Origin of the sequence: Alteromonas sp. IB21 (assembly GCF_016405965.1) — a bacterium.
GTDB lineage: Bacteria > Pseudomonadota > Gammaproteobacteria > Enterobacterales > Alteromonadaceae > Alteromonas.
Genome location: NZ_JAEFCD010000015.1, coordinates 14,385 through 39,553 on the forward strand (window position 1 = coordinate 14,385; position 25,169 = coordinate 39,553).

The following is a 25,169-nucleotide window of genomic DNA, read 5'->3' on the forward strand; positions in this document are numbered from 1 at the left end:
TAATTAGAATACGCCCAAACGTGTGACGTCTTATCTCTGCCTAAATGGTTTTTTGATAGGCCTCTACACTTACGCTCATAAATACATTTATAACAGGATACCTGCTTTACATGCGCACTAGTCAATATTTGCTTGCCACGCAGAAAGAAACACCTGCAGACGCAGAGGTTATTAGCCACCAGCTTATGCTAAGAGCTGGCATGATCAGAAAGCTAGCTTCAGGTCTTTATACTTGGCTGCCATCAGGTCTTCGTGTCCTAAATAAAGTCGCTAATATCGTTCGCGAGGAAATGAATAAAGCGGGCGCAATCGAGGTGCTTATGCCGGTTGTTCAACCCGCCGATTTGTGGGAAGAATCTGGTCGCTGGGAAGAATACGGCCCAGAATTGCTTCGCATTAAAGACCGCCATCAGCGTGATTTTGTATTAGGCCCTACGCACGAAGAAGTGATTACTGCGCTTGTACGTAATGAGATTAGCAGCTACAAGCAGCTTCCACTTAATCTATACCAAATTCAAACTAAATTCCGCGACGAAGTACGCCCCCGTTTCGGCATTATGCGTGGTCGCGAATTTACTATGAAGGATGCCTACAGCTTCCACTTAGAAGACAGCTGCTTAGAAGAAACCTATCAGAAAATGTACGACGCCTACTGCGCCATTTTCTCGCGTATGGGCCTAGACTTTAGAGCGGTAATTGCAGATTCAGGTTCAATTGGTGGTAACCACTCTCACGAGTTCCACGTACTTGCGGCTTCGGGCGAAGACGATATTGCGTTCTCAAGCGACAGCGATTACGCAGCAAACGTTGAAATGGCAGCAGCCGTTGCTCCAGAAAAAGCGACGCCTTCTGGCGCGGCTGTTGAAACAAAAGATGCCAAGGGTAAAGATTTCAACGCTATTTTAAAAAGCGTTGAAGCAGATGTAACAAAAGCCGTTAAAGTTATCTTGGTTAAAGCCGCTAACGAACTTAACGACAAAGGTGAGGAAGTAAATTCTGATAAGTGGGTAGCATTAGTGCTACGTGCTGACCATGAGTTAAATGACGTTAAAGCAGAAAAGTTAGAGGGTGTTGCTACACCGCTTGTTGAAGCTTCTTTCGAACAGGCAAAAGACATTCTTGGCGTTTCTCCGTTGTTTGCTAACGCAAATAACCTGCCGATTCCCATGTATGTTGATGCCAGCGCAGCAGCCCTTGCAGACTTCACTACTGGAGCTGGCGTAGGCGGTAAGGTGAACATTAACGCTAACTGGTCAGAAGATATAACCGGTGTTGATATTCGAAACGTGGTGGCGGGTGATGCGTCTCCTGATGGTAAAGGCACCCTTGATATTAAACGAGGCATTGAAGTAGGCCACATATTCCAGCTTGGCCAAAAATATTCAAAGGCCATGAATTGTGGTGTGCTAAGCGAGTCAGGTAAACATCAAACGCTGACTATGGGTTGTTACGGCATTGGCGTATCACGCATAGTCGCGGCAGCGATTGAGCAAAATCACGATAAATTTGGCATAAAGTGGCCAGATCCTATCGCACCGTTTAAAATTGCATTAATACCAATGAATATGCATAAGTCTCATCGTATCAAAGAAGCGGCCGAAGCCCTTTACGAAGAGCTTATCTCGCTAGGTGTAGAAGTGCTGTTTGACGACAGAAAAGAGCGCCCAGGTGTTATGTTCAATGACATGGAATTAATTGGTATACCTCACAGTATTGTTATCGGTGAAAGAAACCTAGATAATCAACAGGTTGAGTATAAAAATAGACGTACTGGCGAGAAGCAGTTATTAGATCTCAGCGCAGCAAAAGACTTTGTAGCCGCACTCTAACATCTGAACTTGCCCCAAAGTTAAAGTAAAGAGGGCGTATGCGGTTAACATTCTATGGCGTAAGAGGGTCTATACCCACACCGGGAGCAGCTTTCGTTCGCTATGGCGGTAACACAGCATGCGTTCATATCGAGCTTGAGGACGGTACCGACATCGTCCTCGACTCGGGTACGGGCATTCGCCTACTTGGCGAGCACTTAGTGAAAAAGAACACGCCTATTCATCTTTTGCTAAGCCATAATCATTGGGACCACATCCAGGGTTTTCCCTTTTTTCCTCCAATATACCAAGCGGAACGAGAAATAAATATCTACCCCGGGCAAACCATATTTGAAGAACCCGACCAAATTTTAAAACAAATGGAAGGCTCGTTGTTTCCCGTACCAAGGAGTGCGCTTAAAGCAAACATATCACTCATTGATATTCCGAAAGCAGAAAAAGCCTTCGCGATAGGAAGTGCGAAAATCGCGAGACTTGCAATGAATCACCCGGGAAGCGGCAGCGCATATTGCATTGAAGCTGACGGTGTGAAGGTTGCCTACATTACAGATAATGAACTTTACCCTCCCTATAAAAAAGAAACTGATTTTATTGATTTTGCTAAATTTGCCGCGAATGCAGACTTACTTATCCACGATGCACAGTATATGCTAACTGATATGCCAGCTAAAAACGGGTGGGGCCATTCTGTGGCCGAGGAAGCAGTAAAATTAGCAATGGCATCCAATGCAAGAAAATTAGCACTATATAGTCATGATCCAGAACGTACCGATGACGATATAGATGATGTTGTAAAGCATTGTAATGAATATGTCACAGTAGCAGAGTCTACTTTACATGTTTTTGCATCATCCGAAGGCCAAACACTGGACTTCAGTTAAGCACAACAATAACCCCATGTTACGGAGAATTTAAGGTGTCAGTGTTAAAGCCTTTTGTATTTTTGGCTGCATTTGCTGCTAGCGCGAGTGTGTGTGGACAAGAAACATCATCAAATGTTGTTAATAACCCGCCCCAGACAGTTGAAAGCGTCGAACAGGAATCTACTCAAAGCGACGTCAGTGATGCCTCGCAAGATGAAGACGGCATTGAAATCATAGATATCATCAAGCGAGATACCACTTCCGAAAGCGCATTAGATGACCGTTTAGAAGGCGATAAAGAAGCACTGGATAACGTGTTTGCTATTACGCAACATCGACAAAATTACCTGCTTCCCATTACTTACGTTTCCAACCCCAATACCACTGGAAACGAAGACTTGACGGACGAAAACGTCGACAATAAAGAAGCAAAATTCCAAGTCAGTGCCAAACTCCCCCTTTACTTAGAAGATACAGGATTCGACGGGGTGTATTTTGGCTTTACGCTGACATCATTTTGGCAGCTGTATAATAGCGAGGCATCTAAGCCGTTTCGCGAGACCAACTACGAGCCAGAAATTTTTTGGCAGGAAACCGCTGATTATTCCGTACTGGGATATAAATTTAATACATTTCAAGTAGGCTTCAATCACATGTCTAATGGGCAAAGCGGTCTACAATCAAGAAGCTGGAACCGCCTATTTGCCTCTATTGTATTTAGTGACAACGACGATATTTATTATCTTAAAACGTGGTATCGCATTCCTGAAGATGAAAAAGAAGACCCTCTAGATCCTACTGGTGATGATAACCCTGATATCGAAGACTATTACGGCCGTATGGAGTTTGGGTACGGTAGAAAAATTGGTGCTTTCAAAGTACTTGCGCTGCTTAGAAACAACCTGGACTTTGATGAAAACAGAGGCAGCATTCAACTAGACTTTACTTATCCAATTTCAGACCGCTATGAAGTGCTTCTTCAGTACTTTAACGGGTACGGCGACTCGCTTATCGACTATAACCGTTCTCAAGAGCGTATTGGTATCGGATTCCAGTTACTCTTTTTGTAAAACAACTAAGCATGTTTGAAATAAAATGCGCGCTACAAACGATTCGTTTTTTTATTATCTTGTTTGAGCGCGCTTTTTATTTTTCGCTATATATTCGTTGCAGCTAATCAATCACACCGGCAGCGCGATAAAGCTGAATGTGCACATCCACCAGTGCTGCAATATCTCTTTGGTACCCCCCGCCAATCACTGCCGCTATCGGAACACCTAAGCGATCGGCCAAAGCAAACACCTGCTTATCTCTTTCATAAACGCCTTGGGTAGAAATATGTAGATGCCCTAAATCGTCATTCACGTGCACATCGACACCTGCATCGTAGATAATGGCGTCTGGCTGAAATTGCCGTAAAGCTAATGTCAGCGCTTGTTCAAGCGTAGTTAAATATTCATCGTCTTCGGTGCCTTTAGCTAGGCCAATATCAATATCCGAATGCTGCTTCCTATGCGGAAAGTTTTTTTCTCCGTGAATGGATAAGGTAAAAATATCTGAATCATTCTCAGCAAGCTTTGCCGTACCGTCGCCTTGATGCACGTCTAAATCAACGATAAGCACATTATCGATGGATGAATTTTTCTGCATGGTTTTAGCGGCAAGGTATAAATCATTGAATAAGCAAAAACCAGAGCCGAAATCTGCAAAGGCATGATGATACCCCCCTGTGAGGTTGAGGGCTTTACCATTCTCTAACGCAAGTGACGCAGTTAAACAAGTACCAGCAACAGCTGTGCGGGTGCGTTCAATCAGCTGCTGCGACCAAGGGAAGCCAATACGCCGCATGGCTTTCTTATCTAACGAACCTGCGGTGAGCGCCTCAACGTACATAGGATCATAGAAGCTAGTGAGCACCTCATCGCTGATAGGCTCCGGCTTAACAAACCGAGTCGCACTAACACCGCGGTTTATGAGTGCATCGCGAATTCCCACATATTTTTCAATTGGAAAGCGGTGACGCTCGGGAAGGTCTAGTTGGCTATAAATCGGATGAAATACAAGTGGTGTTGTCATTGGGATCAGCGTAATTTCTCGAAAACAAGCGCGCATCGCGCTATGAAAAAAGGAGCAATGCGCTCCTTTTAGTTATCGATTTATACTGACAAATAGGGATTAGCGGGTCAAACTATTCACCACTTTTTCCACGTTATCTGACATACTTTTCATAGAGCGAGACATATCGTCACGCTGCGCCAACTGATGGTATTTCTCTGACGATGTAACCACATTGCTGATAATTGCCTCTACCTGATGCAGCACCGCTTCTTGTTCGTCAGCTGCATCGTTTAACGCAACAACAACGCTTGCGGTTTCTTTTATATCTCTCACCACATTATTCAGCGTTTCAAGAGCGGCCGCCGCTTCAGCTGCGTTAGTATCGGATAGCTGTTTACCTGAGGACATTGCTGACACAGCACCTTTTGCTTCAGCCTCGAAACTGCTCAATATATCGTTGATTTCTTTCGTCGACTGTTGTGTTTTAGCCGCTAGCGCGCGAACCTCGTCTGCAACTACAGCAAAACCTCGACCGTGTTCCCCTGCCCTGGCAGCTTCAATGGCTGCGTTAAGCGCAAGCAGGTTCGTTTGATCTGCAATTTCGTTGATAACGTTTACCACTTTCAAGATATTCGTGCTGCGCGTTTGAAGGTCTAATACGATATTACTCGACTCTGTCACCGTTTTAGCCAGCTGTTTAAAGCCTGCGTTTGCACTTTCAAAAGTCGCATAACAGCTTGCCACATTTTTTTCTGAATTATTCGTTGCTACAGCCACTTGGTCAGTGATTGCTACCAAGTTTTGCACAATCTCTCTAAGCTTATCTGTACTGCTATCAAGAGATCTGGAAGCATCTCGCTGGCCATTCGCGCCTTCCATGATGGATTGACTAACATTACCTAGTGTTCCGAACGCTTTTTCCATTTCTTTCTCAGCTTGCTGTAATTGCGCCACCGAGTCTTTTAGCTTGCACTGCAGTGCGCGCGCTGAATCTGCCAGCATCCCGAGTTCATGGTCACTCGAATAGGTTAAGTGGTAATCGTAACGACTGTTGGCAAGGTTTGATATGCACGCGGCGACTTGTTTAGTTGGATTAATGACTTGGGAGCGCAGTCGAGCAATCACATACACCATAGAAAGTACAGACAGTACAATGGCGGCCAATAAAATCATCCAAAGCATAGCGCGAGTACTTGATTTAAGTTCAGCAATTGCATTTGCTGAATCTGTTGCAATATCTGACGCTATGGTGGACAAAAGCTCAGCAGGCTCTCGGTCAATACCCTTAACATAGCTGTCACCTACTTTTGGGTCAAACCCTGAATTGATAAAGGCGTCATACCCCTCTCGGTATTTTTCAGCCATGACTGAGTGAGCCTGCTGAAACTTGCGTATGTCGGATTTAACAGCGTCATTAATGACGCCATTTGCTAGCATTATGTCAAACTGACGGGTGATCTCAGCTTCCCGTTGTTTGAAGCGATCCCAGTACTTTTCTCTATCACTTTCCTTGTAGCCACGAAGCAATACGTTTTTCCACTCTTGCACCTGCGTTTTAAACGTACCAAGCGTAGTATTTACGTCACGTTCTGACTGAACAAGGGTGTTCTCCAGCTCGTCAAAAGAGTTAAGCAGTGAAAACGACTTATAGATGGACGCGCCGTTTAGTAGGACAAGAATGAGAAAGCTGGCGAGGACGGGGGTCATCACCAAACGGCTGATGCTTGTGTAGTTGAACACGGCTTAACCTTTAGTATGAATTGTAAGTAGGACGGCGCCATTAAATGATATTTTTGTGACATTTAAGTGACACCCTAGGTATAACAATAAATACTTTTATATTTATCTTTATACTAAATGGTACTCAGCGTTTTTACAGACAATAAAAAAGAGCCCGCGGGCTCTTTTAATGTAATAACTAAGAATAGTTGGCTAAGAATAGGTAGTAATTAGCGGCCTATTCCCACTCAATCGTAGCGGGTGGCTTACCAGAAATATCGTAAACCACACGGCTGATGCCGTCGATTTCATTGATAATTCGGTTCGACACCTTACCTAGGAAATCGTATGGCAAGTGTGCCCAATGCGCTGTCATAAAGTCGATGGTTTCTACAGCTCGAAGGCTTACCACCCAGTCGTATTTACGGGCATCACCCATTACGCCCACAGAGCGAACTGGAAGGAATACCGTAAACGCTTGGCTAACTTTTTGATACAAATCAGCCGCGTATAGTTCTTCGATAAAGATTGCATCAGCACGACGCAGTAAATCGCAATACTCTTTCTTTATTTCACCAAGTACACGTACGCCTAAGCCTGGGCCAGGGAAAGGGTGACGGTAAAGCATGTCGTATGGTAAGCCTAGCTCAAGGCCTATTTTACGAACTTCATCTTTGAATAGTTCACGCAGTGGCTCAACAAGGCCAAGTTCCATATCTTCTGGAAGACCGCCCACGTTGTGGTGCGATTTGATAACGTGTGCTTTACCTGTGGCAGAGCCCGCTGACTCAATCACATCTGGGTAAATAGTACCTTGCGCTAACCATTTGGCGTTCTCAAGCTTGCCCGCTTCTTCATCGAACACGCGAACGAATTCATTACCGATAGCTTTACGCTTAAGCTCAGGATCTTCTATACCTTTAAGGCGATCAAGGAAGCGTTCTTCAGCATCAATTCGAATAATGTTTAAACCAAAGTGGTCGCCAAACATTTCCATGACTTGATCAGCCTCGTTTAAACGAAGCAAACCATTATCAACAAACACACAGGTCAGATTTTTGCCGATAGCACGATGAAGCAACATAGCGGTTACTGATGAATCAACGCCACCAGACAGCCCTAAAATGACTCTCTCATCGCCTACTTTTTGTTTAATGCGCTCAATTGCATCATCAATGATGGCGTCAGCAGTCCAAAGCTTCTCGCATTTACAGATGTCCATAACGAACTGAGTAAGCAATCGCATGCCTTGGCGAGTGTGCGTTACCTCAGGGTGAAACTGTACGCCGTAGAATTGTTTTTCAGCGTTATACATAGCTGCATGCGGGCAAGATGCGGTTTGCGCAATGGTTTCAAAACCTTCAGGAATCGCCGCTACCTTATCACCGTGACTCATCCATACATCTAAAAGTGCTGCGCCATTATCGCCAATAGCATCTTCAATTTTATCCAGCAGCGGGCTTGGCTTTATTACTTCAACCTGTGCATAACCAAACTCACGTTTGTCTGAACCCAGTACACCACCACCTAATTGCTGTGCCATAGTTTGCATGCCGTAGCACACGCCTAGCACCGGCACGCCGGCTTCAAATACGTACTCAGGCGCGCGTGGTGAGCCTTCTTCGGTTACCGACTCAGGGCCGCCTGACAGAATAATACCCTGCGGGTTGAATTCGCGGATTTGTTCTTCGGTCACATCCCATGCCCAAAGTTCACAGTAAACACCGATTTCGCGAACACGACGCGCGATCAACTGCGTGTATTGCGAGCCAAAATCCAAAATAAGTATGCGTTGGTCGTGTATGTTTAAACTCATAAAAAGCCTTTTTCTATTCCAACCACTAAGCTACGTTTCGCAATAAAACGTGGGCATAGTGTTTGTAAACAACCTGTCCGAGGCATGGATGCCGAGGCCAAGCTCCCATGGATGGGTTTACAGCGTGGTTGTGTCAAACACTATGACCACGCTGAACGATAACTCGCCTTAACCTAAGCGGTAGTTTGGCGCTTCTTTGGTAATGCTTACATCGTGAACGTGACTCTCACCCATTCCGGCAGACGTCACTCGCACAAATTGTGCTTTAGTGTTGAGTTCTTCGATGGTCGCACAGCCAGTTAAGCCCATGGCTGAACGCAAGCCGCCCATTTGCTGGTGAATAATGTTCGCAATTGGACCTTTATACGCTACGCGGCCTTCAATACCCTCTGGTACCAATTTTTCCGCGTTATCAGATTCTTGGAAATAGCGATCTGACGAGCCATGGCTCTGATCCATAGCACCTAATGAACCCATTCCGCGATAAGATTTGTAATAGCGGCCTTGAAAAAGCTCTACTTCCCCTGGTGCTTCTTCAGTACCCGCCAGCATACTGCCGACCATTACGCAGCTTGCGCCAGCAGCCAGCGCCTTGGCAATGTCACCAGAAAAACGAATACCGCCGTCAGCGATAACAGGAATATCTGTACCTTTAAGCGCTTCAACTGCATCAGATACCGCAGTAATTTGTGGTACTCCACAACCGGTAACAATACGAGTTGTACAAATTGAACCAGGGCCAATACCCACTTTAACTGCATCTACGCCTGCATCGGCTAGGGCTTTCGCACCATCGCCTGTTGCTACGTTACCTGCAATAATCTGAACTTCAGGGTAGTCGGCACGCACTTTCTTAACACGGTCAATAACGCCCTGTGAATGGCCATGAGACGTGTCAATAAGCAATACATCAGCGCCGGCTTCAACCAATAGCGCAATGCGCTCGTCAGTACCTGGACCGACGCTTACCGCTGCGCCCACGCGAAGACGACCAAGCGAGTCTTTACATGCATTAGGCTTATTTTCTGCTTTTTGGAAATCTTTAACTGTGATCAAACCGGTTAGCTTGAACGCGTCGTCAACCACTAGAATTTTTTCAATACGGTGTTCATGCATAAGGTCTAACACGACCTCAGAGCTTGCACCTTCTTTAACCGTTACCAGATCATCCTTTCCGGTCATGACGTTACTAATAGGAAGGTTTAAACGTTTTTCAAAACGAAGGTCGCGACCTGTCACAATACCAATCAGGTTATTGTCTTTGTCTGTTACCGGGAAGCCTGAGTAGCCTAGGCGCTTGGAGAGAGCGATAACTTCACCGATAGTTGCGTTTTCTTCTACCGTTACCGGGTCAGATACCACGCCGCTTTCGTATTTTTTAACTTCACGTACGTGTTTAGCTTGCTCTTCAGGTTTCATGTTTTTGTGAATGAAACCAATACCACCCTCTTGAGCCAACGCAATAGCGAGTCGGGCTTCAGAAACCGTGTCCATGGCAGCAGACACCATTGGAATATTCAGCGTTACACCGCGCGTTAGACGGGTCTGTAAATTTGCAGTATGGGGAAGGACGGTCGAGTGGCCGGGAACCAGCAACACATCGTCAAACGTCAGGGCTTCTTGGATGATACGTAGCATGCAACAACACCTATTCAGTTGAGGGTTAATTGCGGCGCAATTGTAGTGTTTTTTGTTTTTCAGGTAAACTCTAAATGTATTAAACCCTGTGATTTTTTTTATGTTTACAAATTCGCCATCTACATCTCGACAAATTTTAACAGTTACCAAGCTAAATCGCTTAGCCAGAACCGTACTTGAGGGCGAGATTGGTCTTATTTGGCTGTCAGCCGAAATTTCTAACTTTGTTGCGGCAGCATCTGGGCACTGGTACTTCACGCTCAAAGATAATAAAGCTCAAGTTCGAGCCGCGATGTTTAAAGGGGCCAATCGCAATGTGCGTATTCGCCCCAAAGAAGGCGATAAAATACTCGTGCGCGCGTCTGTGGGGCTTTACGAAGCGCGCGGCGACTATCAACTGGTCGTTGAGCATATGGAAAGCGACGGCGAGGGTGCACTCAAGCAAGCGTTTGAAGCGTTGAAGTTCAAACTTAACAACGAAGGTTTATTTGATACTTCAAATAAGCGCCCTTTACCAGAGCGCATTAATCGCATTGGCGTAATCACCTCATCAAGCGGAGCAGCACTTCACGATGTATTGAGTGTATTGAAGCGCCGTAGTCCGCAAACTGAAGTCATTGTCTATCCGTCAATGGTGCAGGGAGAAACAGCGCCGCTACAGTTGATTAATGCACTGCGCACAGCCAACAGGCGTGCAGAAGTCGACGTGTTATTGCTCACTCGGGGAGGCGGCTCGTTAGAAGACCTGTGGTGTTTTAACGATGAAGGCTTAGCACGAGAAGTCGCGGCGAGTAGCCTGCCCATTGTAAGCGCTGTTGGCCATGAAGTAGATTTCACCATAAGCGATTTCGTGGCTGATTTGCGCGCCCCTACTCCATCAGCTGCTGCCGAAATCTTAAGCCAGGATTCAACTGCCCTCTATCAAACGTTAAATCAGCAAAAACAGCGATTAGCACGGGCTATTAATCAGTATTTGCAGGCAAGTAAGCAGCAACTAACGCTAAAGAAGCAGCGTTTGAACGCGTTGCACCCTCAAAGCCGTATTCAGTCTCAGTGGCAAACCTTAGACAGGCTGCAGCTTCGTTTAGCACATAAGATGCAAAGTGACCTAGCCAACGCCGAAAAGCAACTGCACGCGCTGAAGTACAGGCTAAACCAGCAATCTCCAGCGGCAAAGGTCGCACGAGCCAAGGACAAACTTGAGTATGCCAGCAATAAACTTACCGCTAGTATGAGCGCGCTTATCAAGAGTAAGAAAAATGAACTCGGAGGAAAGGTCAGCCTCTTACAATCTGTGAGCCCGCTTTCAACATTAGCGAGGGGCTATAGCATTACACTAACAGACAAAACTGCTATCAACAGCGTGGATAAAGTGAATATTGGCGATGAGATAAAATCACGAGTGACGGACGGTGAAATAATCAGTAAAGTGACAAGCATTCAGCGCCAATAGGTAGCCTTTAGTATTATGCCCGTTTATGTAACAGCGATTTCGTTTTCTAGTTTGTGCCAGCGGGCTCGTACAGTCTTGGGCGAAATTTTAAAATACTCAGCACCAGTCTCTGTATTTTTCTCGCGCTTTTTTACTTCGGCAATGCTGTTTGGCTTTGCCCATGCCTATGCGGTCAACCAGAGCGTGTCTGTTTTCTCTACCTACCCAAGCGAAGCCTTGCTTGAGGCCTGTCATTCACAACAAAAACTCGCCTTTTTAACGCCAGCCGATACAGACAATACCAACCTGTGTTTCGAAGATGCTATTTCGCCAGAAAGCTTCATTACAGTTCTCAACGAATCTGGCGAATTTGATAATCTACTTCCTTATGGCGAGGGAAACGACTATGAGTTGCTTATTGCCAATGTAGGTGCCGCGCCAAATGAGCACCAGCAATATGCCACGCAATTCGCTGAGTTCACGCTGCAATGGCGCGGTGTAGAAATAGATACTTCATCGTTTGATTCAGGCGTCGTTACACGTGACGGCAGCCCTATCGATAACCTTGATGGCAAAAAAGACGCACATCTTTTGGTCTCTCGCTGGCTTCAACACATGAAGCAAAGCGGAATATTCACTAGCAAATTCTTATTTAATGCATTAAATGCAAGCAATTATGATGAAGCGCTGCAAGTGCCAGACACCGTTGGAGAATTCACAAAACTAGACACCCAGCTTTTCCCTGACCCGTTTAGCGGCGCAATCACTCGCTATACCCATCCGGATTTCGAAGACGCCTTAGTTGATGTAACTATTTACCCTTTTTTAGGTCAGCTTTCTATCGAAGAAAATGAACTATTGCCAAAACAACTAGAAAGTGACTTGCAGAAAGCCCGCGCAACCGCCGAGCTACGACAGCTAACCTTGTATCAAGTTAGCCCAGTGTCACCTTATGAGGTAAATAGCCGATTAGCAGGATGGAAACTGGGGTTGAGTGCGGCCTCAGACACCTCGCCAACTATCTATGCAACCACCTATGTATTTAGGCAGCAGGATAAGATTGTAAAAGTATCTACCACCTTTCCACCTGATTTTTCAGATAACATTGTCAATCAGTTGATTGTTCAGGTTGAAGTACCTGAAGAGTCTGAAATGATGAAAAAGGTTCGTTCTTTGCTTTTAGAAACCCAGCGCTAAGCTTTTTTTACGGTAAGTCGCTTAGACAGCGCGACCTTCAATGTTGACTTCCTCTCTGTATCGCTGCTCAGAATATAAACCTTTTGTTGTTCTTTTGATTTGTATCTGTCAAACCAGTTATACATCTGATTCTTCTGAAGTGGTGTAGCGACATTAAACAATTTTTCTACTGACACAGTTACTCCTTAACGTGGCTAGTGGTTCGCTGAATCAAGGTTGATTGCAAAAATTACTCCACAACCTCCTGCCGTTGTTACCCTACGAATTTAAAGAGATTCAATGACAACAAAGGTAGTTACTGATAAACGGCAGGTGTGGAAAAAAGGAAAAGAATACAATCTGAGTGTAATTATGACTCAGTTGATTAAATTAATAAAAACAGTTAGTTAATTAAGTAAGACTAATCTAGAAAAGTGTGACACACCGCTGACTTGAATCCAACTCGCCCAGTATTTCATCATACTATACCTCAGCTTAAACTGGAGAAGAGCGCGGGACTATGACTGAACATCTCATGGAAACAGGACGCTACCTAAACTTAATCATAAATAGCGCCTTAGTTTTAACCCGTTATTTTTTATCTTTATAGTAAGACATCATGCGTCGGCGCTTACGCTGCTGCGCCAAGGTTAAATTGGCCTTTTTACCTTCGAATGGATTGGCACCTTCTCTGAACTCAATCTTAATAGGCGTCCCCATAATCTCAAGCGCTTTTCTAAAGTAATTCATCAAGAAACGTTTGTAAGAGCTCGGCAAGTCGTCAACTTGGTTACCATGAATTACAATCACTGGTGGGTTGTATCCGCCAGCGTGGGCATACTTCATTTTCACTCGACGACCGCGCACAAGAGGTGGTTGATGGTCGTCCTGTGCCATTTCCATAATTTGCGTCAGTAGTGCGGTATTAATACGCTTAGTGGCGCTTGAGTAGGCCTCTTGCACTGATTCAAACAAATTACCGACACCAGAGCCATGCAGTGCGGAAATAAAGTGAATACGGGCGAAATCAATAAAGCCTAAACGACGATCCATCTCACGTTTGATATCGTCTTTAACATCAGTACTCAATCCATCCCATTTATTCACGGCTACCACCAGTGAACGGCCGGAATTAAGCACAAAGCCCAGTAGGCTTAAGTCCTGATCAGTGATCCCCTCTCGGGCATCAATGACTAGTAAAACCACATTGGCCTCTTCGATGGCCTGAAGGGTTTTTACAATTGAAAATTTCTCCACCGCTTCGCTGATTTTTCTGCGCTTTCTCACCCCCGCGGTATCGATGAGAATGTACTCTCTCTCATCGCGCTCCATAGGGATATAAACGCTGTCTCGCGTCGTGCCTGGCATATCGTATACAACAACGCGCTCTTCACCGAGAATACGGTTCGTGAGCGTAGATTTACCCACGTTTGGTTTGCCTACTATAGCCAGTTTGATGGGAAGTTCTTGCAAGCGCTGACGCTGGGTTTCCGCATCTTCCTCTTCCTCTGGCTCTTCTTCGATAATTTCCATATCAGGAAAATCAACTTCCAGAGGTTTAAGCGCATCTTGTAATAGTTGGCTTATGCCGCGCCCGTGAGCAGCCGCAATTTGCTTTATCGCACCTAAACCAAGTGAATAAAACTCAGCGCTTTCACTGTCGCCATCAATGCCATCAACCTTGTTGGCTACAACAAATACCTTTTTGTTTATGCGGCGAAGGTGGTCAGCGATACCTTGGTCTGCTGGCAGTAAACCCGCCCTCGCATCCACTAAAAATAGAACGACATCCGCCTCTTCTATAGCTAAAAGTGACTGTTGGGCCATTTCAGCATCAATGCCCTCTTCATCGCCCGTAATACCGCCGGTATCCACTACGATAAACTGGCGCTTTTCAAATTTCGCCTGGCCATATTTACGGTCGCGAGTAAGGCCCGGGTAATCAGCAACGAGTGCATCGCGGGTATTTGTAAGGCGATTAAACAAGGTTGACTTGCCCACATTTGGGCGGCCAACCAAAGCAACAACGGGTAACATTTATCAGATCCTAAGGGTCATGAAAGCTAAAAAAGCACAAGCCATGCACACCAAATATCACAAACTAGGTTTAAGAGAATGATTCTCTCACACGTGGTGTTTTAGATGAGGCTTTCGAGAATGGGCGCATTATACCTTGTTCACAACCTAATACCAATGCAGTTCTGGGGGGACTTAACACATTGCCACAACAAAATGAATTAGGTGCTCGAAGGCTGTGTATGCACTATTGTAGACAAAAATAAAGGCGCTTCGACTATCACCCGAAACGCCTCTGCTAGACACGGTTGTTACGCCGCAACTCTATTAGTTTGGTATGCGCACCGACGCAACAACGCCATTTCGCGTTACCGCAACTACACTGTCATCCACCTTAAGAGGCGCAGCAAAAATAGCGTCGTCTTCGTCATCGCCGCCTACATCCAAGCGAGCTACGATTTCACCGGTTTCCTGTTCAATCCAATGAAGGAAACCCCAGTTATCGCCAACCACAATGTGGTCGCCCACAGGCGTGGCAGCAGTTAGCGAACGCTGCTTGAGTAAGCCTTGAGACCATAGTTCTACACCATTGCGTCTGTCGAGGGCGTAAACGTTAGAATTATTGTCTACTACGAAGATTTTGTTCCCCTCAATACTCAGATTGCGAAATGATGCATATTCACGTTTCCAAATAACGCGACCAGAACGAAGTTCGACTGCAGCTAATGTGCCGTTGTAAGAGACCGTATAAATAGTGCCGCCAAACAATACTGGTGTGGTATCGATATCAACAATACGCTCTAGCTCAGTTGCACCCGAAGGTGTCGCTATAACGGTTTCCCATGCAAGCACCCCTGTTTCGATAAGGTTCACCTGAATCTTTCCAGTCGGCGTACCTACGATAGCGCCACCGTTAGACGCAATAGGGCCTGAAATGCCGCGAAGGGTTAATGGAGGGGTGTCGCCTTCATGTCTCCACAACTGCTCGCCAGTGCGCGTGTTAAAACCGAAAAGACTGCCTGCACCTGTATTTACAACTAAAATGCCTTCGTCCGCTGCAGGCGCTGCTAGAATTTCACCTGGCACAGTGGCTTCCCAAACAAGCTCACCGCTTTCTGCGTCCATTGCCGCAACGTGACCGTTCTCAGTGCCGATAAATACATGTCTATCGGCAACGGCAATACCACCAATTCGCGCAGTTTCGCCGCTACGCCATAACTTGGTTACCGCGCTCATCATGCCTTCAGAACGAAACTGAGCGAAGTCTTTTTGCCACAACACCTTTCCAGACTCTGGCTCCATCGCCACAACGACACCGTGACGGTCTGCTGCATATAATTTGTCGTATGCGTAAACCGGGCGAAGACGTGAAAAATAGTGGTCTACACCGTCTCCAATATCACGGTCCCAGGCTACCTGTGGAGAGAACTTAGCTTCAATCGGCTTCAAACGGCGAATTTCTATTTCTTCGTCGTCTGCAAACCAATCAGAAATGGTTGAACAGCCTGACATTGTGATAGACACCGCGAGTGCCATACCTATCGTGCGAGCAAATCGACCTTTACGGCCACACGTGTTGTGAAACAAATTGCGTACCTCTTTATTATTTACACCAGCCCAATGGGGCTATCGCTTACTGAGCTGCAGATACCGAAAGGTTATCTAGCTTCATTTGTAAAAGCGGATTGTTGGCATTTTTTTCTAACGCATTTGAATAAGCTAAACGAGCATCGTCAAACTTGCCTTGTTTCTGATACACGTCGCCTTTTAGTTCAGAAACTTCTGCTGAAAATGCGTCGTTTGTTACATTGCTAAGCGTAGACAACGCCGCGTCCAGCTGGTTCATTTCAATTTGCACGCGAGCTAAACGAAGTGACGCAAGTACTTTTAATTCATCGTTTTCAGCAAAGGTAACAACGCTATTTAAATGCGATGCCGCTGCGTCTAAATCACCAGCATCTACCGCTTGCTTAGCCGCTAGTAGACCCGCGATACTCGCATAGCCACTGTCTTTATTCTCTTCGATAAACGCATTCACTTTTGCATCGCTGCCTTCGGTGCCAAAAGTCTCAACGGCATTTTGGTATGCAACAGATGCTGCTTCTTTGCTTTCAATTTGCGCATCTGAGTAATAACGCCAGCCCCAAAGACCGCCTAAACCTAGTGCAGCACCAACAATGATTGCGGTACCGTGTTCTTTCCAAAAGCGCTTGATCGCTTCTACTTGTTGTTCTTCTGTTGCGAACTGTTCCATGATGTCCTCTTTTTATTGTGCGCCCAGCATCTCTGCAACCTTATCAGATAAGGCATCAAAGCTAACTGTAACTTGTTCTTGGCCGTCGCGTAGTGGCTTCACACCTACTTCGCGAGACTGCATTTCGTCATTACCTAAAAGCAGCGCCAAACGTGCACCTGTTTTATCTGCACGCTTTAATTGTTTTTTAAAGTTGCCGCCGCCACAGTGCATCATAATGCGTGTATTTGGAAGCCGAGTACGAAGATGTTCTGCTACTTCTATTGCGTAAGACTGTGCCTCATCGCCCATTGCCGTTACGTAAACGTCAGCAAAACTTGAATCTTGGCCTTCTTGTGTTAGCGTTGTTAGCAACAGTACCAAACGTTCTATGCCCATGGCAAAGCCAACCGCTGGTGTTGCTTTACCGCCTAACTGTTCTACCAAGCCATCGTAGCGACCACCTGCACATACGGTGCCTTGGGCGCCTAGGCTATCGGTAACCCATTCGAACACAGTACGGTTGTAGTAATCTAGTCCGCGTACTAAACGAGGGTTTATTTCAAATTCAATGCCCGCTTGCGTTAAGCGCGCGCAAAGCGTTTCAAAGTGAACTTTAGATTCTTCATCCAGGTGATCGATAAGGGCTGGCGCATCGGCAATAGCCGCTTGAACATCTGGGTTCTTAGAATCGAGCACGCGAAGCGGGTTAGTTTCTAGTCGGCGTAATGAATCTTCATCTAGCTGGTCAGCTCTTTCTTTTAAGAACTCCACTAGCGTATCGCGATAGGCTGCTCGCGCTTCGTTTGAGCCTAGGGTATTTATTTGCAGTTTTACATGCTGCTCAATACCGAACACTTTCCAAAAACGTGCGCTAAGTAAAATAACCTCTAGGTCAATGTCTGGGCCATCCATACCATAGGTTTCCACACCAAATTGGTGGAACTGGCGATAGCGACCTTTTTGTGGACGTTCGTGGCGAAACATCGGGCCCATGTACCACAAACGCTGTTGTTGGTTATACAATAAACCGTGCTCGTTACCTGCACGCACGCAGCTTGCTGTGCCTTCGGGACGAAGCGTCAAACTGTCGCCATTTCTATCGTCGAAGGTGTACATCTCTTTTTCAACGATATCGGTTACTTCACCGATTGAACGCTTGAATAAGTCGGTGCTTTCAACGATGGGAGTACGTATTTCCTGGTAACCGTAACTCGCCACCACTTGACGAAGTACAGATTCTACCTTTTGCCACGTACCGGAAATCTCCGGTAGGCAGTCATTCATGCCTCGAATTGCCTGAATAGTCTTAGCCACGTGAAATTCTCATACTGCTATATAGTGAAAAGCCCCGCATTATAGGGGCTTTAGGAATAAACAACAATGAACAAAAAACCTCTTAGTCTTTTACCGAGACCTGTATTTTATTTTGTTCACTTATACGGGATGCTTTTGCGCGTATTTTTGCCTCAAGTTTGTCGACCAAGTCATCATTTGGAAGACGTTCTTTTACACGTTTGCCGTCTTCGTAAAGGCCGCTCATGTTACGCGCTCCGGTAAGGCCTAAGTCAGACACTTCCGCCTCACCAGGACCATTAACCACGCAACCTATGATAGACACATCCATTGGCGTAAGGATGTCTTCCAGTCTTTGTTCAAGGGCATTCACTGTGCCGATTACGTCAAACTCTTGTCTTGAGCAACTCGGGCACGCAATGAAATTGATCCCACGAGAACGAATGCGCAGTGACTTCAATATATCAAAGCCCACCTTTATTTCTTCTACTGGGTCAGCTGCAAGAGACACGCGAATAGTATCGCCTATACCTTCAGCCAATAGCATGCCAAGACCTACCGCACTTTTGACTGCGCCCGCCCGTTGACCGCCAGCTTCAGTGATGCCCAAATGAAGAGGTTGATCAATTTTTTGCGCCAACAAACGGTATGCACCTACAGCAAGAAAGACATCCGAAGCTTTAACACTTACCTTGAACTGATCGAAGTTAAGCTTGTCGAGAATATCAACGTGTCGCATGGCAGACTCAACAAGTGCTTCTGGGGTAGGTTCGCCATACTTTTCTTGCAAATCTTTTTCTAAAGAACCGCCGTTCACACCAATGCGAATAGGAATATTTTTGTCTTTCGCACAATCAACAACAGAGCGCACGCGTTCCATGTTACCGATATTACCGGGGTTTATACGCAAGCAATCCACACCGTATTCCGCCACTTTGAGGGCAATACGATAATCGAAGTGGATATCAGCCACGAGTGGCACACTCACCTGCTTTTTAATTTCTTTGAACGCTTCAGCCGCTTCCATGGTGGGGACAGATACGCGAACGATCTCCCCTCCCACAGCAACAATGCGATTAATTTGTTCGACTGTCGCCGCCACATCAGTGGTGCGAGTATTTGTCATAGACTGAACAGCAATGGGAGCGCCATCGCCAATGGGAACGTTACCTACATTAATACGCGTAGACTTTCTGCGTTTAATAGGGCTATCTGCAAACATCTGATTACCTATAAAGGAAGTGCGAACCGAGCTGTTTTACCGTTCTGGTATGAAGAAATATCAACAGTCTCGCCGTTAACTGATATACGCACATTATCCGGTGCGCCGAGCGTAACTTCAACAGGAGGGACACCCTGAATTTCCATCACACGTCCTTTTTGCTTAACCCCGTAGGCAATTGCTTCGCCGGACGCGTCTTTTATATTAACCCAGCAATCGTCAACGAAAGTAAAAACCATAGAAATGGGCGCAGCATCACTTTCTGCGGCAATTCCAAGATTAGGTTCAGATTGGCTATTACTGCTTACTAACGCCGTTAAATTATTGCTTTCGTCAATGTCCGTATCAGGGGCTGAAATAGCCCCTTCGTTTATACTACCGTCTTGTGCAAATTCATCGCTTTGTAAATCAAGTTCATTATCGGTAGTTGACTCTTCCATTGAAGAAGCGTTTGAATTGAAAACTCCATCACTAGAAGACGTTGATGATGCAGGCTTACTTGATAAATCACTGCCACCTAGCTGACTTCGATTCGATGCATCACCCTCAGGTGTGATAGGTGTATTAGCCGCCTCTCGCTTAACAGCTTCACTGAGCGGGACTTCTGAAACCGCTTCATCACCTGGCTGCTGATACCACCACATGACTACGCCAGCGATGATAAGCAGCAAAATAACATAGGTGACCATCATCCAGCGGTCATCGTGTGTCTGTTTGGCGACACGCTTTGAAAAACTTTGAAGTTTTTCTGAAGATGGGACCGATGTTTGATTGTGATACCGCTCAAAAGCCTCAATAACTTCGTGAGAATTCATGCCTAATTGTTTGGCATAGTTTCTTACGTATCCCTTCGTAAACGTCACAGATGACTTTTCGTCAATGATATCGCCTTCTAAGTCATTGATTTGCTTTGATTTTAAGAAAAGTTTGTCAGCAATATCCTGTTGAGATAAACCCAACTTCTCTCGGCGTGCTTTTAGCATTGCCCCAGGGCTTGGCGTATTTTCTTCTTGTTGCGAAATTACTTCTTGATTCGCGTTTTCTTCTGACACCATTAAACCTTATTCCTCCTGCATATTAGGTGGTACTAACCAAAGCTTCTGACCAGCAATAATAGCGCCAGTATTCTCTAGGTTATTCCACTCCTGCAGTGTCGCCATTCTGATATTGTGCAGTAAAGAAATACGATATAAGTTTTCACCGTCTTTTACTACATGGAATTTATTACTTTGGGCTGATAATTCAGTGTTTTGGTTCGTTTCGTTGTCCAACGCAAGGTTTACCTCAGGCGCCTCTTCATCTTTATGAAGTGTAGACTGTTGTTTCGAATCATTTTCACCGCTACTCGATTCAGCCTTTAAGGTTTGCTCTAGAGGCTTATCCTCTGCCTTATCATCTTCTCCCGAACTTGAACCTTGACCATTACTCGGTTCTGCTTTGGTAGATTTCACCGTTCTAACCACTTTGCTTTGCATCGTTTTTCGTTCGGCTAGATAGCGCTGGGTTAGTCCACTCTCGGGATAGACAGAAACCATCATATTACCGTAATCATTAGCGGCGTCGTAATCGCCCTTACCTTTTGCCACTTCATAGGCTAGCCATAAATAGTCTGGAGACACCCTGGCGACACGCTCATATTTACGTAAAGTAGACTCAGCGAGATCCCACTGTTCTGTTACAGTATACAATTCACTTAATAAGAAAAGGGATTTACCTCGCGCCGGCTGATGATTTAGCGCTTCTTGAAGATAACCCATCGCATCTTCTAATTCGCCTTGGCTTTGTGCGCATAGTGCGAGATTTTCATAGGTTTGGGCCGCATTCGCGTAAAGGCGATTATTGATGGCTTTAAAGAAATAACGCTTTGCGTCGTCATATTCGCCGTTTTGACATTTAAACGCACCATAGCTATTGGCAATGTCACCATTATCAGGGGCTATTTCGATAGCGGTTTGATAGAACTCTTCGGCACGGCGGTTATCACCAACCAGCTGGTAATAATAGGCCATAGCAAATTGAACGTCCGCAGAGCGTGGATTGAACTCTAGCGCCTTGTCTAGGTTCTTTTTTGCTTGAGTATAATTATTGTTTTTAAGGTAGGTAAGCCCAAGCGACGTGCGTGTTCTTGCCGCTTCCTCGTGGTCGAAATTACCACCGTACAAGCCAGACTGGCTGTTACTTACACAGCCAGTCGCTAATAAAACCGCACTTAATAAACCAACGCGAAGTGAAGTGCGCAATCCTGCAACCATAGTCTTACCCTAATATCTTAATGATTATTGGGCCATTTTTACTGAAATTGCCTCGCCCTTCACCTGTTTTTTTAACATTCTTTTCGTTCTATCTACTACATCGCCCACTAATTGACCGCATGCAGCGTCGATATCATCGCCTCGTGTTTTACGCACTACGGTGGTAAACCCATATTCCATAAGCACTTTAGCGAACCTATCGATACGAGAATTGCTCGAACAGGTGTATGGAGAACCTGGGTAGGGATTGAAAGGTATTAAGTTTATTTTGCTCGGTGTATCTTTCAATACCTTTGCCAGCTGATGAGCCTGCTCAGTGCTGTCGTTGATATTCGAAAGCATCACATATTCAACCGTCACACGACCTTGGTTCGCTTTAGACTTAGCAAGGTAACGTCTCACACCCGCTAAGAAAGCCTCGATGTTGTACTTTTTATTCACAGGTACAATTTCGTTACGCAACTCGTCCGTTGGCGCATGTAGTGAAATAGCAAGCGCAACGTCAATTTGATCGCCAAGCATATCAAGCGCTGGTACAACACCAGAGGTACTTAATGTGACACGGCGTTTTGATAAACCAAAGCCAAAATCGTCTAACATGATATCCATTGCTGGCACCACGTTTTTAAGGTTTAACAGCGGCTCGCCCATTCCCATCATCACAACATTTGTAATTGGACGCTTGCTTGTATCCTTAGAAAGCCCAAGGAAGGTGGCAACGCGCCATACCTGACCGATAATTTCGCTTACACTGAGGTTACGGTTAAATCCCTGCTGGGCCGTTGAACAGAAAGTACATTCAAGGGCGCAACCCACTTGCGAAGAAACACACAGAGTTGCACGGTCGGTCTCTGGGATCCAAACCGACTCTACCTCTTGACCGCCCTCTAAGGACAGCGCGAATTTGATAGTTCCATCGCTAGCTTCTTGAAAGTATGCAATCTCTGGGGCTTTAATTTCGCAATTTTCAATAAGCATGGCACGAAGGTTTTTATTGAGGTTACTCATTTCCTCGAAATCGCTAACACCGTGCTGGTAAATCCATTTCATTACCTGATCGGCACGAAATGGTTTCTCGCCCATTTCCTTAAAGAAACTGCGCAAGCCTTCGCGATTTAGATTTAATAAGTTAGTTTTTGCCATGAATACGATGACCCTTGTACCTTCGAGGGATGCCCCTCTTACTGCTAAAAATGGTGTAAAAATCAGGCAACTTGAAGATCGCTTGAACAGCGAATGGCTGCTGATTAAAATTTGTGCGGATTTTACCACAGATGAGATTTGAGAAAAAGCCGATTTAACGCAGAGTATCGTTAAGTTTGGCTATACTTGAAACGCCTAATTTAGCTTAACTATATGAGAAACACGCAGAGCGCATAAAACGCACATCTCCTCTTTTTCAGCGCAAAAAAAACGAGGCGCTGTAGCCTCGTTTTTTCTACTTCCGTAATCTTAGCGAGTACGTGGGCAGATTTCTTCTTCAGAGAAGAAGTATGCGATTTCACGCGCTGCAGATTCTGGAGCGTCAGAACCGTGGACTGCGTTTTCGTCGATTGACGCAGCGTAGTCAGAGCGAAGTGTACCTGCAGCGGCATCAGCTGGGTTCGTTGCGCCCATGATTTCACGGTTAGCTAGAACAGCGTTTTCACCTTCTAGTACTTGAACCATCACTGGACCAGACGTCATGAAGTCTACCAGTGCGCCGAAGAAAGGACGCTCTTTGTGTTCTGCATAGAAGCCTTCTGCTTGCTCTTTGCTCATGTGGATCATCTTAGATGCCACGATGCGAAGACCTGCAGATTCGAAACGGTTGTAAATTGCACCGATAACGTTTTTAGCTACCGCATCAGGCTTGATAATCGAAAAAGTACGCTCAAGAGCCATGTTCTCTCTCCAAACAATTAGTGTATGTATCTTTAAAATTTTGGCCGCGAATTATAGGCAATTAATAACGGCTTGACCAGCGCCTTTTTAAAACAGGCGTAACGTGTTGTTTTTTATTAAGATGTGTCGTCAGATTAACGCGTAGACCATGACAATTTGATGACAGTGTATACTTTATTTTGCGACGGCAGACATTTGATAGCCGCAATATCTGCCCTGAGCAAAGAACTAAAATGGAGTAACAGAACATCTATTCAGCTAAGTGTCTCAAGTAATCAACTCGTATTTGGCTATGGCGTCAAAAACTATAAAGTACTAAGCATTCGCTTTTGCTAGCTCTTGGATCTTTCCAACTATTGCGCGCAAACCATTCCCTCTTGTTGGGGTGATATGGCGCTCCAAGTCCAACGCTTCGAAATAGCCGTCTATATCAAACGCTAAAATATCGCTAGGCGTTTTGTTATTGTACGCCGCAAGCACCAGAGCGAGTAACCCTTGAACAATAACCGCGTCACTATCGACATCAAAGTTAATTTTGCTGCCATCATACGACTCAACCAACCAGACACTGCTCTGACAGCCTTTAACTAGGCGCTCGGGCGTTTTTGCATCTTCAGGTAAACCCGGAATAGATTTTCCTAAATCAATGATGTATTGATAACGCTGTTCCCAATCATCGAAGAACGCTAAATCATCAATAATTTCGTCACTGCTAGGTAGTTGCATTGCTATTTCCGTAATTTTGTAAAAAGAAAATGAATTGGACGCTAAGTTAACTTAACCGCTTAAAAGAATAAACCCGCTTCAAGCTGAGCTTCTTCGCTCATCATATCCCGTGACCATGCAGGGTCGAAGACGAGTTCTACGTTAACATCCTTAACGTGTGGCACCATAGCAACTCGATACTCAACGTCACCAACTAATACCGGCCCCATGCCGCATCCGGGCGCAGTAAGCGTCATATCGATATTTACAGCGCCTGATGCCTGGTCAATAACCACTTTATAAATGAGACCAAGGGACACGAGGTTTATCGGAATTTCGGGGTCGTAAATAGTTTCTAACGCGTCCCACACCTGCTGTTCGCTGATGTTTCCATCTTCGGGGGCGTCAAAGCTAAGCGTCATGGCTTTACGGCCAATTGCACCAGCATCTGTACCATCAATACGGTACATATTGCCGCGCCACGTTACCGTATAGTTACCACCGAGCTCTTGGGTGATATTCACAAACTCGCCTTCAGGGATCACGGTAGGGTTACCCGCAGGAACTAAGCGCGCTTTACAGTCGCGCTCGGTGGTCACCATTTTTTGCTTCATAAACTACTTAGTACTCTTAGTTCTACTGTTGATGATCTTTATCGCGGCGCTTAGCCTACGTTAAAGCTCTCACCACACCCGCACTCATCAACCACGTTCGGGTTGTTGTATTTAATAACGCCGTTTACGCCTTCCGTTACGTAATCAATTTCTGTGTTACGCAAAAGGTCTGTTGCATCTGCAGCTACTGCCACATTCACAATAGGAGAGATTTCTACTATCTCATCGCCCGCCTGCGCACTATCAGCAAAATCAAGCACATAAGCATAACCCGTACAGCCGCTGACTTTTGTTGATAAACGAATTAACTGACCAGGTTTGTCTTTAAGCTTACTTTCGAAATGCTTAACGGCACTGTCAGTTAGCGTAATGAGCTTTGTACTAGGTACGAAAGTTTCAACACTCATAATGCCTCC

22 protein-coding genes are annotated in these 25,169 nt (G+C 45.5%); 5 read left to right on the top strand and 17 right to left on the bottom strand.

Going from position 1 to position 25,169, the window contains the following annotated elements:
* Positions 1–110 precede the first annotated feature (110 nt).
* Genes JC525_RS11450 through JC525_RS11460 form a run of 3 tightly spaced genes read left to right on the top strand, consistent with a single transcriptional unit; the run spans position 111 to position 3,762 of the window.
* On the top strand, positions 111–1,829 hold the full coding sequence (locus JC525_RS11450) for a proline--tRNA ligase (RefSeq protein ID WP_198815959.1): 1,719 nt from the start codon (positions 111–113) through the stop codon (positions 1,827–1,829).
* A 38-nt stretch (positions 1,830–1,867) separates the two neighbouring features.
* Positions 1,868–2,710, top strand: a complete 843-nt coding sequence (locus JC525_RS11455) for an MBL fold metallo-hydrolase (RefSeq protein WP_198815960.1) — start codon at positions 1,868–1,870, stop codon at positions 2,708–2,710.
* Positions 2,711–2,745: 35 nt separating this feature from the next.
* A complete protein-coding gene (locus JC525_RS11460) occupies positions 2,746–3,762 on the top strand; it encodes a phospholipase A (protein WP_198815961.1) in 1,017 nt (338 codons plus the stop codon).
* A gap of 103 nt (positions 3,763–3,865) precedes the next feature.
* On the opposite strand, the gene JC525_RS11465 is transcribed toward JC525_RS11460, so the two are convergent.
* The 4 genes from JC525_RS11465 to guaB all read right to left on the bottom strand — a co-directional run bounded on the left by JC525_RS11465 (position 3,866) and on the right by guaB (position 9,923).
* Positions 3,866–4,768 (bottom strand): histone deacetylase family protein, encoded by a 903-nt coding sequence (locus tag JC525_RS11465; RefSeq protein ID WP_198815962.1) that lies wholly within the window; start codon positions 4,766–4,768, stop codon positions 3,866–3,868.
* Between the two features lie 99 nt (positions 4,769–4,867).
* Positions 4,868–6,490 carry a methyl-accepting chemotaxis protein gene (locus JC525_RS11470; RefSeq protein WP_198815963.1) on the bottom strand — a complete coding sequence of 541 codons (1,623 nt, stop codon included), beginning with the start codon at positions 6,488–6,490 and terminating at the stop codon, positions 4,868–4,870.
* 217 nt (positions 6,491–6,707) lie between these two features.
* Positions 6,708–8,285: a glutamine-hydrolyzing GMP synthase gene (guaA, locus tag JC525_RS11475; RefSeq protein ID WP_198815964.1), complete on the bottom strand. Its 1,578-nt coding sequence runs from the start codon at positions 8,283–8,285 to the stop codon at positions 6,708–6,710.
* A 168-nt stretch (positions 8,286–8,453) separates the two neighbouring features.
* On the bottom strand, positions 8,454–9,923 hold the full coding sequence (gene guaB, locus JC525_RS11480) for an IMP dehydrogenase (RefSeq protein WP_198815965.1): 1,470 nt from the start codon (positions 9,921–9,923) through the stop codon (positions 8,454–8,456).
* 100 nt (positions 9,924–10,023) lie between these two features.
* Between guaB and xseA the strand changes: the two genes are divergently transcribed.
* Positions 10,024–11,376: an exodeoxyribonuclease VII large subunit gene (gene xseA, locus JC525_RS11485; protein ID WP_198815966.1), complete on the top strand. Its 1,353-nt coding sequence runs from the start codon at positions 10,024–10,026 to the stop codon at positions 11,374–11,376.
* A gap of 75 nt (positions 11,377–11,451) precedes the next feature.
* Positions 11,452–12,552 (top strand): hypothetical protein, encoded by a 1,101-nt coding sequence (locus tag JC525_RS11490; protein WP_233095137.1) that lies wholly within the window; start codon positions 11,452–11,454, stop codon positions 12,550–12,552.
* Here JC525_RS11490 and JC525_RS11495 read toward each other — a convergent pair.
* The 13 genes from JC525_RS11495 to JC525_RS11555 form a co-directional block, all read right to left on the bottom strand.
* Positions 12,549–12,728 carry an exodeoxyribonuclease VII large subunit gene (locus JC525_RS11495; protein ID WP_198815968.1) on the bottom strand — a complete coding sequence of 60 codons (180 nt, stop codon included), beginning with the start codon at positions 12,726–12,728 and terminating at the stop codon, positions 12,549–12,551. The genes JC525_RS11490 and JC525_RS11495 overlap by 4 nt on opposite strands.
* Before the next feature lie 394 nt (positions 12,729–13,122).
* Positions 13,123–14,568 (bottom strand): ribosome biogenesis GTPase Der, encoded by a 1,446-nt coding sequence (gene der / locus JC525_RS11500; RefSeq protein WP_198815969.1) that lies wholly within the window; start codon positions 14,566–14,568, stop codon positions 13,123–13,125.
* Positions 14,569–14,874: 306 nt separating this feature from the next.
* A complete protein-coding gene (gene bamB / locus JC525_RS11505; RefSeq protein ID WP_198815970.1) occupies positions 14,875–16,134 on the bottom strand; it encodes an outer membrane protein assembly factor BamB in 1,260 nt (419 codons plus the stop codon).
* A 46-nt stretch (positions 16,135–16,180) separates the two neighbouring features.
* The gene (locus JC525_RS11510; protein WP_105931648.1) at positions 16,181–16,801 is read right to left on the bottom strand and encodes a YfgM family protein; all 621 of its coding nucleotides are present in this window, start codon (positions 16,799–16,801) and stop codon (positions 16,181–16,183) included.
* Between the two features lie 12 nt (positions 16,802–16,813).
* A complete protein-coding gene (gene hisS / locus JC525_RS11515; protein ID WP_198815971.1) occupies positions 16,814–18,097 on the bottom strand; it encodes a histidine--tRNA ligase in 1,284 nt (427 codons plus the stop codon).
* Positions 18,098–18,179: 82 nt separating this feature from the next.
* On the bottom strand, positions 18,180–19,298 hold the full coding sequence (gene ispG / locus JC525_RS11520; protein WP_198815972.1) for a flavodoxin-dependent (E)-4-hydroxy-3-methylbut-2-enyl-diphosphate synthase: 1,119 nt from the start codon (positions 19,296–19,298) through the stop codon (positions 18,180–18,182).
* Between the two features lie 8 nt (positions 19,299–19,306).
* Entirely contained in the window at positions 19,307–20,353 is a 1,047-nt protein-coding gene (locus JC525_RS11525; RefSeq protein ID WP_198815973.1) for a RodZ domain-containing protein, read from the bottom strand.
* A gap of 6 nt (positions 20,354–20,359) precedes the next feature.
* The gene (gene pilW / locus JC525_RS11530; RefSeq protein WP_198815974.1) at positions 20,360–21,550 is read right to left on the bottom strand and encodes a type IV pilus biogenesis/stability protein PilW; all 1,191 of its coding nucleotides are present in this window, start codon (positions 21,548–21,550) and stop codon (positions 20,360–20,362) included.
* 24 nt (positions 21,551–21,574) lie between these two features.
* On the bottom strand, positions 21,575–22,693 hold the full coding sequence (locus JC525_RS11535) for a bifunctional tRNA (adenosine(37)-C2)-methyltransferase TrmG/ribosomal RNA large subunit methyltransferase RlmN (RefSeq protein ID WP_198815975.1): 1,119 nt from the start codon (positions 22,691–22,693) through the stop codon (positions 21,575–21,577).
* 309 nt (positions 22,694–23,002) lie between these two features.
* Entirely contained in the window at positions 23,003–23,434 is a 432-nt protein-coding gene (gene ndk / locus JC525_RS11540; protein WP_012519000.1) for a nucleoside-diphosphate kinase, read from the bottom strand.
* Positions 23,435–23,749: 315 nt separating this feature from the next.
* A complete protein-coding gene (locus JC525_RS11545) occupies positions 23,750–24,160 on the bottom strand; it encodes a SufE family protein (protein WP_198815976.1) in 411 nt (136 codons plus the stop codon).
* Positions 24,161–24,219: 59 nt separating this feature from the next.
* Positions 24,220–24,753, bottom strand: a complete 534-nt coding sequence (gene sufT, locus JC525_RS11550; RefSeq protein WP_198815977.1) for a putative Fe-S cluster assembly protein SufT — start codon at positions 24,751–24,753, stop codon at positions 24,220–24,222.
* Between the two features lie 50 nt (positions 24,754–24,803).
* Positions 24,804–25,160 carry a HesB/IscA family protein gene (locus tag JC525_RS11555; RefSeq protein WP_120961366.1) on the bottom strand — a complete coding sequence of 119 codons (357 nt, stop codon included), beginning with the start codon at positions 25,158–25,160 and terminating at the stop codon, positions 24,804–24,806.
* Positions 25,161–25,169: the final 9 nt, after the last annotated feature.

Coding starts and splice junctions, on each gene's coding strand:
- JC525_RS11450 (WP_198815959.1), top strand. CDS start 111: ATGCGCACTAGTCAATATTTGCTTGCCACGCAGAAAGAAACACCTGCA.
- JC525_RS11455 (WP_198815960.1), top strand. CDS start 1,868: ATGCGGTTAACATTCTATGGCGTAAGAGGGTCTATACCCACACCGGGA.
- JC525_RS11465 (WP_198815962.1), bottom strand. CDS start 4,768: ATGACAACACCACTTGTATTTCATCCGATTTATAGCCAACTAGACCTT.
- guaA (WP_198815964.1), bottom strand. CDS start 8,285: ATGAGTTTAAACATACACGACCAACGCATACTTATTTTGGATTTTGGC.
- guaB (WP_198815965.1), bottom strand. CDS start 9,923: ATGCTACGTATCATCCAAGAAGCCCTGACGTTTGACGATGTGTTGCTG.
- xseA (WP_198815966.1), top strand. CDS start 10,024: ATGTTTACAAATTCGCCATCTACATCTCGACAAATTTTAACAGTTACC.
- der (WP_198815969.1), bottom strand. CDS start 14,568: ATGTTACCCGTTGTTGCTTTGGTTGGCCGCCCAAATGTGGGCAAGTCA.
- JC525_RS11510 (WP_105931648.1), bottom strand. CDS start 16,801: ATGGAACAGTTCGCAACAGAAGAACAACAAGTAGAAGCGATCAAGCGC.
- ispG (WP_198815972.1), bottom strand. CDS start 19,298: ATGTTTGCAGATAGCCCTATTAAACGCAGAAAGTCTACGCGTATTAAT.
- JC525_RS11525 (WP_198815973.1), bottom strand. CDS start 20,353: ATGGTGTCAGAAGAAAACGCGAATCAAGAAGTAATTTCGCAACAAGAA.
- pilW (WP_198815974.1), bottom strand. CDS start 21,550: ATGGTTGCAGGATTGCGCACTTCACTTCGCGTTGGTTTATTAAGTGCG.
- JC525_RS11535 (WP_198815975.1), bottom strand. CDS start 22,693: ATGGCAAAAACTAACTTATTAAATCTAAATCGCGAAGGCTTGCGCAGT.
- ndk (WP_012519000.1), bottom strand. CDS start 23,434: ATGGCTCTTGAGCGTACTTTTTCGATTATCAAGCCTGATGCGGTAGCT.
- JC525_RS11545 (WP_198815976.1), bottom strand. CDS start 24,160: ATGCAACTACCTAGCAGTGACGAAATTATTGATGATTTAGCGTTCTTC.
- sufT (WP_198815977.1), bottom strand. CDS start 24,753: ATGAAGCAAAAAATGGTGACCACCGAGCGCGACTGTAAAGCGCGCTTA.
- JC525_RS11555 (WP_120961366.1), bottom strand. CDS start 25,160: ATGAGTGTTGAAACTTTCGTACCTAGTACAAAGCTCATTACGCTAACT.